This window comes from Methylocella tundrae (genome assembly GCF_901905185.1).
Lineage (GTDB): Bacteria > Pseudomonadota > Alphaproteobacteria > Rhizobiales > Beijerinckiaceae > Methylocapsa > Methylocapsa tundrae.
Map to the genome: position 1 here is coordinate 128,006 of NZ_CABFMQ020000153.1, position 14,930 is coordinate 142,935.

At 61.8% G+C, this 14,930-nt stretch carries 11 protein-coding genes; 2 read left to right on the forward strand and 9 right to left on the reverse strand.

Annotated features, from left to right (window positions below):
* Positions 1-7: 7 nt before the first annotated feature.
* The 7 genes from lpdA to zapE all read right to left on the reverse strand — a co-directional run bounded on the left by lpdA (position 8) and on the right by zapE (position 10,969).
* Complete coding sequence (lpdA, locus tag MPC4_RS20675) at positions 8-1,411, reverse strand: dihydrolipoyl dehydrogenase (protein WP_174514196.1); 1,404 nt, start codon at positions 1,409-1,411, stop codon at positions 8-10.
* 139 nt (positions 1,412-1,550) lie between these two features.
* A complete protein-coding gene (odhB, locus tag MPC4_RS20680) occupies positions 1,551-2,792 on the reverse strand; it encodes a 2-oxoglutarate dehydrogenase complex dihydrolipoyllysine-residue succinyltransferase (protein WP_174514197.1) in 1,242 nt (413 codons plus the stop codon).
* Positions 2,793-2,930: 138 nt separating this feature from the next.
* Positions 2,931-5,966, reverse strand: a complete 3,036-nt coding sequence (locus MPC4_RS20685; RefSeq protein ID WP_174514198.1) for a 2-oxoglutarate dehydrogenase E1 component — start codon at positions 5,964-5,966, stop codon at positions 2,931-2,933.
* 247 nt (positions 5,967-6,213) lie between these two features.
* Complete coding sequence (gene sucD / locus MPC4_RS20690) at positions 6,214-7,098, reverse strand: succinate--CoA ligase subunit alpha (protein WP_174514199.1); 885 nt, start codon at positions 7,096-7,098, stop codon at positions 6,214-6,216.
* 3 nt (positions 7,099-7,101) lie between these two features.
* The gene (sucC, locus tag MPC4_RS20695; protein ID WP_174514200.1) at positions 7,102-8,298 is read right to left on the reverse strand and encodes an ADP-forming succinate--CoA ligase subunit beta; all 1,197 of its coding nucleotides are present in this window, start codon (positions 8,296-8,298) and stop codon (positions 7,102-7,104) included.
* Between the two features lie 106 nt (positions 8,299-8,404).
* Positions 8,405-9,370, reverse strand: a complete 966-nt coding sequence (mdh, locus tag MPC4_RS20700) for a malate dehydrogenase (protein ID WP_174514201.1) — start codon at positions 9,368-9,370, stop codon at positions 8,405-8,407.
* A gap of 423 nt (positions 9,371-9,793) precedes the next feature.
* On the reverse strand, positions 9,794-10,969 hold the full coding sequence (gene zapE / locus MPC4_RS20705) for a cell division protein ZapE (protein ID WP_174514202.1): 1,176 nt from the start codon (positions 10,967-10,969) through the stop codon (positions 9,794-9,796).
* A gap of 443 nt (positions 10,970-11,412) precedes the next feature.
* Here zapE and MPC4_RS20710 point away from each other — a divergent pair, with 443 nt between their 5' ends.
* Together MPC4_RS20710 and MPC4_RS20715 are read left to right on the forward strand one after the other, a co-directional pair.
* Positions 11,413-12,294, forward strand: coding sequence for a trypsin-like serine protease (locus MPC4_RS20710; protein ID WP_174514203.1), 882 nt, complete (start codon positions 11,413-11,415; stop codon positions 12,292-12,294).
* A 236-nt stretch (positions 12,295-12,530) separates the two neighbouring features.
* Positions 12,531-13,289, forward strand: a complete 759-nt coding sequence (locus tag MPC4_RS20715; protein WP_174514221.1) for a TSUP family transporter — start codon at positions 12,531-12,533, stop codon at positions 13,287-13,289.
* 15 nt (positions 13,290-13,304) lie between these two features.
* On the opposite strand, the gene MPC4_RS20720 is transcribed toward MPC4_RS20715, so the two are convergent.
* Positions 13,305-14,288, reverse strand: coding sequence for a beta-ketoacyl-ACP synthase III (locus tag MPC4_RS20720; protein WP_174514204.1), 984 nt, complete (start codon positions 14,286-14,288; stop codon positions 13,305-13,307).
* Between the two features lie 309 nt (positions 14,289-14,597).
* Positions 14,598-14,873 (reverse strand): hypothetical protein, encoded by a 276-nt coding sequence (locus tag MPC4_RS20725; RefSeq protein WP_134490336.1) that lies wholly within the window; start codon positions 14,871-14,873, stop codon positions 14,598-14,600.
* Positions 14,874-14,930 lie beyond the last annotated feature (57 nt).

Here is a 14,930-nt window from a genome sequence, read left to right on the forward strand (position 1 = left end):
CCTGCCCTTACATATGAATCTGCCGCTTCTCCACCGCCAATGCTGCTTCGCGCATCGCTTCCGAAAGGGTCGGATGGGCGTGGCTGGTGCGGGCGAGATCTTCCGAGGAGCCGCCGAATTCGATCAGAAGGCAGGCCTCGGCGATGAGTTCGCCGGCGCCGGCCCCAAGGATATGCACGCCAAGCACGCGGTCGGTCTCGGCGTCGGCGAGAAATTTGACGAAGCCGTCGGTCTGCCGCATCGCCCGCGCGCGGCCATTGGCGGTGAAGGGGAATTTGCCGACCTTATAGGCGATTCCCCTGGCTTTCAGCTCCTCTTCCGTCGCGCCGACGGAGGCGATTTCCGGCGATGTATAGACGACGGAGGGGATCGCCTCATAATTCACATGCCCGTGCTGACCAGCCAGAATTTCGGCGACCGCAAGGCCTTCGTCCTCGGCCTTATGGGCGAGCATCGGGCCGCGCACGACGTCGCCGAGCGCGTAAACGCCAGCCACATTAGTGGCGAAATGATCGTCGATGACGACCCGGCCGCGCTCCATCGCGACGCCGATTTTTTCAAGCCCCAGCCCTTCCGTGACGGGACGCCGGCCGATTGCGACCAGAACGACGTCGGCTTCAAGCGTCGAGGCCTCGCCCCCGGCGGCGGGTTCGATCGTCACCCTTAGCCGCTTGCCTTTCTCGATTTTCGAGACCTTCTGGCCGAGCTGGAAGGTAAAGCCCTGTTTTTGCAGGATGCGCTGGAACTGCTTGCCGACTTCCGCGTCAACGCCGGGCAGGATGCGATCTAAAAATTCGACGACCGTCACATTGCTGCCGAGCCGGCCCCAGACCGAGCCGAGTTCAAGGCCTATGACGCCGGCGCCGACGACGAGCAGATCCTTCGGCGGCTCCGCCAGACTGAGCGCGCCCGTCGAGGAGACGATGGTTTGTTCGTCGATCTCGACGCCGGGAAGCGGCGTGACGTCGGACCCCGTCGCGATCACGATGTTCCTGGCGGTGATGGTCTGTTTCGTTCCGTCCTCCGCCGTGACCTCGACCTCGCCCGGCGCCTTGATCTCCCCGAGGCCGAAGAAGGACTCGATCTTGTGCTTCTTGAACAGGAAGCCGATGCCGTTGACGTTGGCGGCGACCGTGTCGTCCTTGTGCTTCAGCATGGCCGGCAGATCGAGCTTCGGCGTGTCGACGATGACGCCGAGAGCGGCAAGGTCATGGTTTGCCTCGGCGAGTTTCTCGGACGCGTAAAGCAGCGCCTTCGAGGGGATGCAGCCGATATTGAGGCAGGTGCCGCCATGCGTCTTGGTCTTACGCTTTTCGACGACGGCGACCTTCATGCCGAGCTGCGCGGCGCGGATCGCGCAGACATAGCCGCCGGGGCCGGTTCCAATGACGATCAGATCGTAAGTTGACATGAAGCCTCACAAAATCGACCGCATCCAGGAAACCGCGCGATGGCGTTTCAAAGGATGGCGGAAGGATGGCGGAAGACGGACCGCGATGGCCCGAGGCAGGACAGGATCTGGCGTTGATCTTTCCGGGCGGCTCTCGTTTTCAGATATCGAGGATGAGCCGCGCCGGATCTTCGAGAGCCTCCTTGACGCGGACGAGGAATGTCACCGCCTCCTTGCCGTCGACGATGCGATGGTCGTAGGAGAGCGCGAGATACATCATCGGGCGAATTTCGATCTTGCCGCCGACGACGACGGGGCGGTCCTGGATCTTATGCATGCCCAAAATGCCCGATTGCGGCGCGTTGAGGATCGGCGTCGACATCAGCGAGCCATAGATGCCGCCATTGGTGATGGTGAAGGTGCCGCCCTGCAGCTCCTCGATCTTGAGCTGCCCGTCCCGGGCGCGCTTGCCAAGGCCCGCGATGGTTTTCTCAATGGCCGCGAGACCCAGCTGATCGGCGTCGCGCACGACTGGGACGATGAGGCCCTTCTCGGAGCCGACGGCGATGCCGATGTGGTAGTAATTCTTGAAGACCAGATCGTCGCCGTCGATCTCGGCGTTGATCGAAGGGATCTCCTTCAGCGCGCCGACGACGGCTTTGACGAAGAAGCCCATGAAGCCGAGCTTCGAGCCATGTTTCTTCTCGAACACGTCTTTATATTTGGACCGCAGCGCCATCACCTCGGTCATGTCGACCTCGTTGAAGGTCGTCAGCATGGCGGCGGTGTTCTGCGCATCCTTCAGACGGCGCGCGATGGTGAGGCGCAGCCGCGTCATGCGAACGCGTTCTTCGCGCTCAGCGTCGGACGCCGGCGAGGGCGCTCTTGCCTGGACCGGCGCCGGCGCCGGGCTGACAGAGGCGGCCGGGACCGGAGCAGGGCTGGCGATCCTGGCGAGCACATCGCCCTTCAGCACCTGGCCGCGCACCCCGGAGCCTGCGATGGCGGCGGGATCGAGGCCTTTGTCGGCCGCGATTTTTGCCGCGGCGGGGGACGGCGCCATGATGGGAAGGCTGGAGAGCGACGCGGCGGAGGCTTTTTCCGCCGCCGGAGCCGCCACGGGAGCGGCTGCCGGAGCTTTCGCCTCGGTTTTCGCGGGCGCGCCCGAATCGCTGATCTGGCCCAAAAGCGCGCCGACGCCGACGGTTTCGCCATCCTTCACGGTGATCTCGGCGAGCACGCCGGAAGAGGGCGCATTGACCTCGAGCGTGACTTTGTCGGTTTCGAGCTCAACCAGGGGCTCATCCGCCTTGACGGCGTCGCCCGCCTTCTTGAACCAACGTCCGATCGTTGCTTCGCTGACCGATTCGCCCAAAGTCGGAACGCGGATTTCAATCGTCATCTTTCAATGCCCATGTCATGCTGCCGTTCGAGCATGATCCTGGAAAGAATTAGATCATGCGCTGAATAAAAAGGATTGAGAGCGCGGAGGAAGCCGCCGCGCTCGGGGAAGTCACAGGCCGGACGAGCCGTGGCCGGATCAGGGCGCATAAATATCGTCCATGAACGCCTTCAGCTGAGCCAGATGTTTCGACATCAGCCCCGTCGCGGTGGCCGCGGCGGCCGGCCGGCCGGCATAGCGCGGACGCCTCGATTTGCCGCCAACCTGGCCGAGCACCCATTCGAGATAGGGATCGACGAAATTCCAGGCGCCCATGTTTTTTGGTTCTTCCTGGCACCAGATCACCTCGGCCTGCTTGAAGCGCGCGAGGAGATTGACGAGCGCTTTCAGCGGGAAGGGATAGAGCTGCTCGACGCGCAAAAGGTAGACGTCGTCGACGCCGCGCTTTTCGCGCTCTTCGAGAAGATCGTAATAGACCTTGCCGGTGCAAAGGACAACGCGTCTGATCCCGGCGTCTGGCTTAAGCTTGAATTCGGCCGGGAACTTCTCGCCATGATCGCGCAGAACGCGATGGAATGAGGAGCCGACAATGAATTCGTCGAAGCTCGAAACACAGCGCTTGTGACGCAGAAGCGATTTCGGCGTCATCAAAATCAGCGGCTTACGGAATTCACGCTTCAGCTGCCGGCGCAGGATGTGGAAGTAATTCGCCGGGGACGTGCAATTGGCGACCTGCATATTGTCTTCGGCGCACATCTGCAGATAGCGCTCGAGGCGCGCCGAGGAATGCTCGGGCCCCTGGCCTTCATAACCGTGCGGCAACAGGCAGACGAGGCCCGACATGCGCAGCCATTTACGCTCGCCGGCCGACATGAACTGATCGAAAACCACCTGCGCGCCATTGGCGAAGTCGCCGAACTGCGCCTCCCACAGCACCAGCGCATTCGGTTCGGACAGCGAATAGCCATATTCGAATCCGAGCACCGCCTCCTCCGAGAGCATCGAATTTATGACCTCATAATGGGCCTGCTCGTCGCGGATATGGTTCAGCGGCACGTAGCGCGCTTCCGTTTCCTGATCGTTCAGCACGGAATGGCGTTGTGAGAATGTGCCGCGCTCGCTGTCCTGCCCCGACAGCCGCACGGGGTGGCCTTCATCGACCAGCGCGCCGAAAGCGAGCGCTTCGGCCATCGCCCAGTCGATGCCCTGGCCGGTCTCGATCATCTTGCGCCGGTTGTCGAGCAGCCGGGCGACGGTCCGGTGCACGTTGAAATTGGCGGGCACGGTAGTCAGGCGTTCGCCGATTTCCTTGAGGCGCGCCGGATCGACGCCGGTGCGCCCGCGCCGGTCGTCCTCGGCGGTGACGAGCGCCGGCTTGAGGCCCGCCCATCGGCCGTCGAGCCAATCGGCTTTGTTTGGCTGATAGGATTGGCCGGCTTCGAACTCGGCGTCGAGGCGGCCGCGCCAATTCGCCCGCAGCTTCTCGACTTCGCCAGCCGCTACAACGCCCTCGGCAAGCAGCTTCTCGGCATAAACGTCGAGCGTCGTACGATGCGCGCGGATCCTTTTGTACATGATCGGCTGCGTGAAGCTCGGCTCGTCGCCCTCATTATGGCCGAACCGGCGATAGCAGAACATATCGATCACGACGGGCTTATGGAACTTCTGCCGGAACTCGATCGCGATTTTGGCCGCGTAGACAACGGCTTCCGGGTCGTCGCCATTCACATGAATGATCGGCGCCTCGATCATTTTCGCGGTGTCCGACGGATAGGGGGACGAACGCGAATAACGCGGCGAGGTGGTGAAGCCGATCTGGTTGTTGATGATGAAATGGATCGAACCGCCGGTCCGGTAGCCCTTGAGGCCGGAAAGGCCGAAACATTCCGCGATGACGCCCTGGCCGGCAAACGCCGCGTCGCCATGCAGCAGCAGCGGCAGGACATGCGTGCGATCGACGACGTCATGCAACTGGTCCTGCTTGGCGCGCACCTTGCCGAGGACGACCGGATCGACGATTTCGAGATGGGAAGGGTTGGCGGTCAGCGACAGATGCACCTGGTTATTGTCGAAATCGCGATCCGACGAGGCGCCGAGATGATATTTGACGTCGCCCGACCCTTCGACTTCGTCCGGCGTCTGCGAACCGCCCTTGAATTCGTGAAAGATCGCGCGATGGGGCTTGCCCATCACCTGCGACAGGACGTTGAGGCGGCCGCGATGGGCCATGCCAATGACGATCTCGCGAACGCCGAGCGCGCCGCCGCGCTTGATGATCTGTTCGAGCGCCGGAACGAGCGATTCGCCGCCGTCGAGGCCAAACCGCTTCGTGCCGGTATATTTGACGTCGAGAAACTTCTCGAAGCCCTCGGCCTCGATCAGCTTGTTCAAAATCGCGCGTTTGCCCTCGCGCGTGAAGCTGATCTCCTTGCCGGGGCCCTCGATGCGCTCCTGCATCCAGGCCTTTTCCGCCGGATCCGACATGTGCATGAATTCAAAGCCGATCGTGTCGCAATAGGTGCGGCGCAGGATCGGCAGCATTTCCCGGATGGTGGCGAATTCGAGCCCGAGCACATGATCGAGGAAGATCTTGCGATCATAATCGGCCTCGGTGAACCCATAGGTCGCAGGATGCAGCTCTTCATTGTCTCTTGGCCGCTCGATGCCGAGCGGGTCGAGCTTTGCGTGCAAATGTCCACGCATGCGATAGGCGCGGATCATCATCAGGGCGCGCACGGAATCGCGCGTCGCGCGCTGAACGTCAGGCCCAGGGACGGCTGATCCGGGTTTTGCTTCGATCGCTGGTTTCGCTTCGGCCTTCTGGTCGCCCTTGGCGGCGGCCTTGGCTGTGAGGTCGGGCTTGCCCCAATTGCCGTCGAGCGCGGAGATCAGTTCGCCGTTCGGCGTGAGCGGCCAGTTGGGCGCGCGCCAATGCGGTCCGTTGGCGCTGGTCTCGACCGCCGCGCGATCGTCGCTGAGCTGTTCGAAAAAGCTCCGCCATTCGGGATCGACGGCGTTCGGATCGCGCTCATAGGCGGCCTGGAGCTGTTCAACATAGGCGGCGTTGCCGCCGTAAAGAAAAGAAGTCTGCGCGAATTTGGCGTTCGGCTCCGAGCGACCCGCGCTGGCCCCTCCCGAACCATTCGCCGTATCAGTGCCATTCTGGCGCGCCATGTGTCTCGTCCTTAAATTTCGGCTCGTGCCTTAGGCCGCGAAGCCAGACAAAGCGCCGGGGCCAAGTCCGCCCGGCGTGATTGTCGCCTGTCTACTAGATTAACCTATATGTTCTTGCTCACGCGCTTAAATTACGGCCACACGTTTTTCAATTTTTCGGTATCGCGTCTATGCGATATAATGAATTACATTATCCCAATTGGACGGCGCATCTTCTGTTTCAACGCGCCGGCCAGAAATTTTTTCGCTACGCGCGGAGCAGCTCGGCCAATGTCGCGCCGAGGCGAGCCGGCGACGGCGAGACGCGGATGCCGGCCGATTCCATCGCCGCGATCTTGTCTTCCGCGCCGCCCTTGCCGCCCGCGATGATAGCGCCGGCATGGCCCATCCGCCGGCCGGGAGGCGCCGTGCGCCCGGCGATGAATCCAACCATCGGCTTCTTGCGGCCGCGCTTGGCCTCATCCTTGAGGAATTGCGCGGCGTCTTCTTCGGCAGAGCCGCCGATCTCGCCGATCATGATGATCGAGTGCGTCTCAGGATCGCCCAGGAATAGTTCGAGAATCTCGATGAATTCAGCGCCCTTGACGGGATCGCCGCCGATGCCGACGGCGGTCGTCTGGCCGAGATTTTCGCGGCTGGTCTGAAAGACCGCCTCATAGGTCAGCGTGCCGGAGCGAGACACGATGCCGACGGACCCCTTCTTGAAGATGTTCGCCGGCATGATGCCGATCTTGCTTTCGTCGGCTGTCACGACGCCCGGGCAATTCGGGCCGATGAGACGAGATTTGGAGCCGCAAAGCGATCGCTTGACCTTGATCATGTCTTCGACCGGAATGCCCTCGGTGATGCAGACGATGAGGGGGATTTCGGCGTCGATCGCCTCGCAGATCGCGTCCGCAGCGCCTGGCGGGGGAACATAGATGACGCTGGCGTCGGCGCCGGTCGCCTCTTTGGCTTCGACGACCGTATCGAACACCGGCAATCCGAGATGCGTCGTGCCGCCCTTGCCGGGCGAGGTGCCGCCGACCACCAGGGAGCCGTAGGCGATCGCCTGCTCCGAGTGGAAGGTGCCGTTCTTGCCAGTGAAGCCCTGGCAGATAATCTTGGTGTCCCTGTTGATGAGGATCGACATGTCCTAAACTTTCTTGACGGCGGCGACGATTTTCTGAGCGGCGTCGTCGAGATCGTCGGCCGGAATGACGTTAAGGCCGGACGCGGCGATGATCTTTTTGCCGAGAGCGACATTGGTGCCTTCGAGGCGCACGACCAGCGGCACGGTAAGGCCGACATCCTTCACCGCGGCGATGACGCCTTCAGCGATCACGTCGCATTTCATGATGCCGCCGAAGATATTGACCAGAATGCCTTTGACCTGCGGGTCGGAGGTGATGATCTTGAAGGCCTCGGTCACCTTCTCCTTGGTCGCGCCGCCGCCGACGTCGAGGAAGTTCGCCGGCTGCGCGCCATAGAGCTTGATGATGTCCATGGTCGCCATGGCGAGGCCGGCGCCGTTGACCATGCAGCCGATTTCGCCGTCGAGCGAGATATAGCTGAGATCGTGCTTCGAGGCTTCGATTTCCTTGGCGTCCTCCTCCGATTCATCGCGTAGCGCGAAAATCTCCGGGTGGCGGAACAGCGAATTGGAATCAAACGATATTTTAGCGTCGAGACAGATGAGCCGACCGTCCGCCGACACGATCAGCGGATTGATCTCGAGCATCGCCATATCCTTGGCGACGAAGGCTTCGTAAAGCTGCGCCGTGAGCTTTCCGGCCTGTTTGGCAAGGTCGCCGTCAAGGCCGAGGGCCTGGGCCACGCGGCGGCCGTGATGCGGCAAAACGCCCGTTGCGGGATCGACCGAGAACGTGACAATCTTGTCGGGCGTTTTATGGGCGACTTCCTCGATGTCCATGCCGCCTTCGGTGGAGACAACAAAGGAAACCCGGCTGGTGGAACGGTCGACGAGGAGAGAAATATAGAACTCCTTGGCGATGTCCGAGCCTTCTTCGAGATAAAGGCGATTGACCTGTTTGCCGGAAGGGCCCGTCTGCACGGTGACGAGCGTTCTGCCGAGCATCTGACCGACGAAGAGCTCGACCTCCTCGGGGGATTTTGCGAGGCGCACGCCGCCTTGCGGCCCGGCTTCGGTCTCCTTGAAGCGGCCCTTGCCGCGTCCGCCGGCGTGAATTTGAGATTTCACGACGAAGAGCGGCCCTGGGAGTTCAGCGGCGGCGGATCGTGCGGCGCTCTTTTCCAGGATAGGAACGCCGCGCGAAATCGGGACGCCGAATTCCTTCAGCACGGCCTTGGCCTGATACTCATGAATGTTCATGCTGTCTTCTCTTGAAGCCTTTTTGGCGCAACTTATGCTCTGGCGCCCGCGAAGGAAATAGTTCGATCGCCAAGATTCGGCCGCCAGGGCGGCCGAACCGGCAGCGTTATCCGGCGAGAGCGGGATTGATCGCTTTGCAGGCTTCGACGAGGCCTTTGACCGAGGCGACCGACTTGGCGAACATCGCCTTTTCCGTCTCGTCGAGTGCGACCTCGACGATTTTCTCGACGCCATTGGCGCCGATCACGACCGGCACGCCAACATAGAGATTGTCGACGCCATATTCGCCATTGAGCTGAGCAGCGCAGGGGAGCACGCGGCGCTTGTCTTTCAAATAGGACTCAGCCATGGCGATCGCCGAGGCGGCGGGGGCATAGAAGGCGGAGCCGGTTTTCAGCAGATTGACGATTTCGCCGCCGCCCTTGCGGGTCCGGTCGACGATGGCGTCGAGTCTTTCCTGCGTCGTCCAGCCGATCTTGACGAGATCGGTCAGCGGAATGCCGGCGACGGTCGAGTAGCGCAGCGAAGGGACCATGTCGTCGCCATGGCCGCCGAGCACGAAGGCGGTGACGTCCTCGACCGAAACCTTGAATTCTTCCGAGAGAAAATAGCGGAACCGCGCGGAGTCGAGAACGCCGGCCATGCCGACGATCTTGGTGGGGGAGAGGCCGGAGGCTTTCTGCAGCGCCCACACCATCGCGTCGAGCGGATTGGTGATGCAGATCACGAAAGCGTCCGGGGCATATTGTTTGATGCCGTCGCCGACCGCGTCCATGACCTTGAGATTGATGCCGAGAAGATCGTCGCGGCTCATGCCGGGCTTGCGCGGCACGCCGGCGGTGACGATGATGACGTCGGCGCCGGCGATGTCCGCATAGGAATTGGCGCCCTTCAGGGAAGCGTTGAAGCCCTCGACCGGACCGGATTCGGCAAGATCAAGCGCCTTGCCCTGCGGCGTGCCTTCCGCGATGTCGAAGAGAACGACGTCGCCCAGCTCCTTCAGGGCCGCGAGATGAGCCAGTGTGCCGCCGATCTGTCCGGCTCCGATCAATGCGATCTTGCTACGCGCCATTTTTATAAGTCTCCCTCAGTCGCCGAAGGGCGAAGGGTTAAGGTTCTCATGGGAAGGAAGGGCTCTGGGTCCACGGCCTCGGCGCCGCCAGGGGGCGGAGAGGCTGAACGCGGCAAGCCAACGAAATCAAGGTTTTGCTCTCTTGATAAATGGTTATCGCAGATGATTGCGATGACCCTTGGCCGATGACGCCTGGCGCTCATTCCGCACAATCGCGGCTTAGCGGCTCAGGTCCGGGGCGCACCATAACGGAATTCAAATCGCGCCGCCAGCGCAGACACAGCCAACTTTGATGGAGTTTTGTGCAGATGGAGCGCCAAAACGCAGAATACAGGCGTCAGCTTTGCCTATAATTTAGAAGGTCGCATGAAACTGGCCGGGAGAGCCGCTGCGTTGCTTTTTTCGCCGGCGTCGCGGCCGGCGTCAGGTTTCGACGAGGCCGCTTGCGTCGCCCGTGCCGAGCGAGGCGATCGAACCGTGCGGCAGCGCCATATAGGCTTCCGAACGCATCTCGATCAGGCGCGAGACCGTGCGGTCGAACTCGAAGGCTTCGCGCCCGTCGGCGCCGACGTAAAGGCCCGCGGGCTCGGCGGCGGCGGAGGCGATCAGCTTCACATGCTCGTCGTAGAGCGTGTCGATCAAGGTGATGAATCGCTTGACGGCGTCGCGCCGGCCCGGGGCGATGACCGGAATCTCGTCGATGATGACGGTGTGAAAATAGCGCGCGATATAGAGATAATCGGAGGGACCCAGCGGCGCCTCGCAAAGATCGGCGAAGGAAAACCGGCCAACATGCGCATGCGCCTCCGGCACGGCGAGCGAGCGGCCGAGCACGCGCAGCACCATCGGCTTGCCGCGTTCGACCCCTGTCAGCGCCTCGAAGGCGCCGGTGAGCGCTGCCGCCGATTTTTCGTCCGGCGGCACATAAAAGGTTTGCCGGCCCTGCAATTTCTCACGCCGGAAATCGGTGCGGGCCGTCAGCTCGATGACTTCCATCCTCGCCTTGATGAGCGAGATGAAAGGCACGAAGAGCGCGCGATTGAGGCCGTCTTTGTAGAGATTGTCGGGCTCGACGTTGGAGGTCGCGACGATGACGACGCCGCGCTCGGACAGGGCCGTGAACAGCCTGCCGAGAATCATCGCGTCCGTGATGTCGGTGACGTGGAATTCATCAAAGCAGAGAAGCAGGGCCTGCTCGGCGATGGCGTCGGCGACGGTGGCGATCGGATCGTCGCCCTTGGCCTTCTTGTGCTTCTCCGCCTGGCGCCACGCGTAGATCGCCGCATGCACATCCGCCATGAACGCATGGAAATGACTTCGGCGCTTGCGCGGCTGCGGCGCTTCCTCGAAGAAAAGGTCCATCAGCATTGTCTTGCCGCGTCCGACCGATCCCCAGATGTAGAGCCCCGGCAGGAAGGGCTCGGGGCGGCGGGCGCCGAACAGGCGCGACAGGCCGCTCGGCTTTGGCGCGGGTTGATAATCGGCGAGCGCGGCGCGCAGCTTATCGAGCTTGCGGAGCACGACTTCTTGCGCTTCGTCGCTCTCGATCAGACCCTGGCCGACCCTGTCGTTATAGCGTTCGAGAAGGGAGGTCGACACTTCTGTTCCTGTGCGAGACGCGTTTTCTTCATGCGCGGACGAATCCGAGATTCAAGACCAGACGAGACTGATTCTCGCTCGCTTGTGTAACATGGCGGACACTCCGCCGCGCCAAATGGGCGGCGCGACCCTATCATCGCCATAACCTCGGCGCCATCGCCACGCAAGCCCCGCAGGCTAATGTGTCGCAGGGGCGGCCCATCGAAGATCGTTTATCTGATTGATTTAATAAGTGTTTGTACGCTGCAGGGGCGCCGGCGAAAAGCGCCTTCGCATGGTTCAAGGAATGTTAACCGGATATGCGGCTAATGAATCAAATGCCATTCTGCCTTTTTCTGTTCGCAATCGGAAAATACAAACTTTCGCATAGCAGCTTTGTGATTGTGCGGCGCCGGCGTCGTCGGGCTTTGATATTCGGCCTTTGACATAAGGGAGCAAAAGGAATGATTCCTAAGGGCAGCAAGCATGTCGCCGCCGTCTGTGTCTTCCTTTTTGGCGCTTCCTTTGGCGCTTCCGCCGCTCCCTTTCTCCAGCACGCCATCGAAGGCGATGCGACCTTGGCCGCCGACGCCCGCATCGAAAAAGTTGTCGTCTTCGGCCGCAACAGCCGACGCACCGTCGAAGAGTTTGCAAGCGAGCAAAAACTCAGTCCCGTCGAGCTTCATCACAAGTTCGCAGCCTCCGGCCTGATCGAATGCGGCGCAGCGCATGGCGCCGGCCAATTGACCTTGACCGACGATCTCGTAACGACGGCGGCGCATGTCTTCTTTGACGAGGACGGCGCGCCACGCGCCAAAACTTGCACCTTCGTCAATCAAGTCGACGGAAAAGACGTCAGAACACCGATCGATCTTTCATCCATCATCGCTGGCAGCAGGAACCCTTACGCGGTGGCCGCCGTGCATGATTGGGCCGTTGCGCGCCTGACGCGGCCGGTCAATGGGGCGACGCCTTACGGACTCGCTGGCGCGGAAAGCCCCAACACGCCTGTTGAATTCGTCGCGCGCGGCCATATTGACTGGGGCGAGGGCCGCGAACTCTCCATGGAAAAATGCGCGTTGCATGATCAATTGTCGGTCGGCGAGGAAGGCACACGCGAGTTCTCCTTCGATTGCGAGACAGGGGACGGCGCCTCGGGCGGCGCGGTCATCGTGGGCGACAAAGGCGATCCGCTGGTCGGCGCCGTGCTCGTCGGTTGGCGCAGCAACAAGCCGTTCCATTCGGCGCCCTTCTCGCCGACGCATTACAATTTCGCCGTAACGATCGAGGGCGCCTTCAAAAAGGCGGTGATCGCATCGGCCGCGAAAGCCTATGTCGCGCGATAGGGCCAGGGCTTAGAATCTCCTCGCTTCTTCTCATGCCGGCATTGTCTCTTTGACGTGCACATGACGCTTGGCCTGGCGCCGGGCTCATCCTGAAACCGGCTGACGGAGCCGCCGCGCGCTGCGCGGAATCAGCGCTGCAACAACCACCAGGTATTTTTCAAAGCGGCGGCGCGATAAAGATGCGCCGCGCATTTTTTCTTCGACCGTGGTCGAGGCTGCTGATCCCGGTCGCTGACATGAATTCGATTTCACCGCCGACTTTCGTGATGCTGGTCGGCGCGGCTTTCACCGCCGGCTTCGTCGATGCGATCGCAGGCGGCGGCGGCCTCATCACAGTGCCTGCTTTGACCCTCGCAGGGCTGGATCCGGTCAGCGCCATCGCGACCAATAAATTGCAGGGAACCTTCGGGGCGGCCTCCGCCATGCGCACCTACGCGAGGGCTGGCCATGTCGAATGGCGCGACGTGCGGCTGCTGGCTCTCCTCGCGGCGCTCGGCGCGATCGCCGGAGCAATGCTCGTCTCGCACCTTCCGACGAACTGGCTCGCAGCCATCTTGCCCGCGGCGCTCGTCGTGATCGCCGTCTATTTCGCCCTCTCTCCGCAAATCAGCAACATCGCGACGCGTCCGCGCATGGGCGCCAAGCTGTTCACGCTGACCGTCGCGCCTTTGATCGGCTGCTACGACGGCCTGTTTGGCCCCGGCGCAGGCTCGTTCTATATGCGGGGTTTCGTCGCGCTGCTCGGCTATGGACTCATCAAGGCGACGGCGCAAACCAAGGTCGCGAATTTCGCCTCGAACCTTGCCGCATTGGCGACCCTGATGCTGACGGGGCACGTCTATTGGACGCTTGGCTTTGCGATGGGCGCGGCGCAGTTTTTCGGCGCGCGTCTTGGCGCGCACGCTGCGATCAAAAATGGCGCGAAGCTGATCCGGCCGATGCTGGTGACGATCTGTCTTCTGCTCGCCGCGCGCCTTGCCTGGAATCAGATGTAGAGTCGGAGCGCGGCGTCACCACCGCATCAGCGCGCTGCCCCAGGCCATGCCGGCGCCGATCGCCATCATCGCGATCAGATCGCCCTTTTTGAGACGGCCGGCGCGATTGGCCTCGTCCAGGGAAATCGGCAGCGACGCGCTCGAGGTGTTGCCATAGCGTTCGAGATTGAGCCAGCATTTTTCGAGCGGAATGCCGAGCCGCTCAAGCACCGACTCGACGATGCGCGCATTGGCCTGATGCGAAACGATATGGTCGATGTCGGCGACGCCGAGCCCATTGGCGTCAAGCGCTTCCAAAATCGCCTGAGGCAGGACCCGCACCGCGAATTTATATATTTCTCGCCCATTCATATGCACTTTGTGCATTTTGCTGGCGAGCACTTCTTCCGATTGCGGATGCCGGCTGCCGCCGCCCGGAATGTTCAGAATGTCCGCGGCGGTTCCGTCCGAGTGCAAATGCGCCGACAAGAGACCGCTGTGGGAGTCCGCGCTCGGACCGACCACCATCGCGCCAGCCGCGTCACCGAACAATACGCAGGTGTTGCGGTCCGTCCAGTCGACGACCCGGCTCAGGAGTTCGGCGCCGATGACGAGAATGCGCTTGGCTCTGCCGCTTGCGATGAACTGGTCGGCGACGCTGAGCGCGAAAAGAGATCCGGCGCAGGCGGCGGAAAGGTCGAAAGCGAAGGCCCGCGCGGCGCCAAGTTTGGCCTGCACGAGGACAGCGCAGGACGGCAAAGGCATGTCGGCCGAAATGGTCGCGACAATGATCATATCGAGATCTTCGGCGCGACAGCCCGCCATCGCCAGCGCATGACGCGCGGCGACGACCGCCATATCCGACGTATCTTCCCCTTCCGCGGCGATCCGGCGCTCCTTGATGCCGGTGCGTGAAGTTATCCATTCATCGGTCGTCGCGACCATCTCTTCGAGGTCGCTGTTCCTCAGAATGCGCTTTGGAGCATAGGCGCCTGTCCCGAGAATCTGGGAATACGTCAACCTTTCTCCTTCCACCACACAGTTGGGCTTGAGGAAAAAGGGATAAGCCCAAACGGGGGGCTTGCCCAGCCGTCACATTCCAATCTGGCGGAAGAAGAGCCGCCCGGCCATCAAATCTGATTCATAAATTGAAACATAGGCTGCGCGACCCGCGCGGGCGCGCCGGCGCGGAAATGCCCGAAGCCCACGCACTGGAGCCGGTTGAGCAGGCACGCAATCGCGCCACGATTACGTCGAAGGCTAAATCAGTTTCTTATCAATGAATTAGAGCATGCCCGAAAACCGGGTTCCAATTTTCGGGCACATGCTCTAGCGCCGCCGCCGTGCGGCGAGCGCCCTGGCCTCGGCTTCGGCGGCGTCGAGCTGATAATTCTTCTGGAGAAAGTCGATAACGCCCCTCGCGGCGCGAAGCGAATTATTGTCGACGCGCGGACGCACAGCCGCCAGCGTCCAATTGGCGGCGCCTTCGGCATTTTCACGCGCCTGCACCAGCACCTCATTCACCATTTCAAAGCCCTCGCACTGCTTGAGCGTCTGCAAGCAGACCGATTGCAATTCTGCAAAGGAGCAGGTCTCGCGGCTCATGTAATTCTCCAACCATCTGTTTCTAATAGCATTTTGTTCGCCGTTCGACGCGGGCTT

What these genes read in the sequence shown, in the direction of transcription:
- lpdA (WP_174514196.1), bottom strand. Translation starts at nt 1,411, where the DNA reads ATGTCAACTTACGATCTGATCGTCATTGGAACCGGCCCCGGCGGCTAT.
- odhB (WP_174514197.1), bottom strand. Translation starts at nt 2,792, where the DNA reads ATGACGATTGAAATCCGCGTTCCGACTTTGGGCGAATCGGTCAGCGAA.
- MPC4_RS20685 (WP_174514198.1), bottom strand. Translation starts at nt 5,966, where the DNA reads ATGGCGCGCCAGAATGGCACTGATACGGCGAATGGTTCGGGAGGGGCC.
- sucD (WP_174514199.1), bottom strand. Translation starts at nt 7,098, where the DNA reads ATGTCGATCCTCATCAACAGGGACACCAAGATTATCTGCCAGGGCTTC.
- sucC (WP_174514200.1), bottom strand. Translation starts at nt 8,298, where the DNA reads ATGAACATTCATGAGTATCAGGCCAAGGCCGTGCTGAAGGAATTCGGC.
- mdh (WP_174514201.1), bottom strand. Translation starts at nt 9,370, where the DNA reads ATGGCGCGTAGCAAGATCGCATTGATCGGAGCCGGACAGATCGGCGGC.
- MPC4_RS20710 (WP_174514203.1), top strand. Translation starts at nt 11,413, where the DNA reads ATGATTCCTAAGGGCAGCAAGCATGTCGCCGCCGTCTGTGTCTTCCTT.
- MPC4_RS20715 (WP_174514221.1), top strand. Translation starts at nt 12,531, where the DNA reads ATGAATTCGATTTCACCGCCGACTTTCGTGATGCTGGTCGGCGCGGCT.
- MPC4_RS20725 (WP_134490336.1), bottom strand. Translation starts at nt 14,873, where the DNA reads ATGAGCCGCGAGACCTGCTCCTTTGCAGAATTGCAATCGGTCTGCTTG.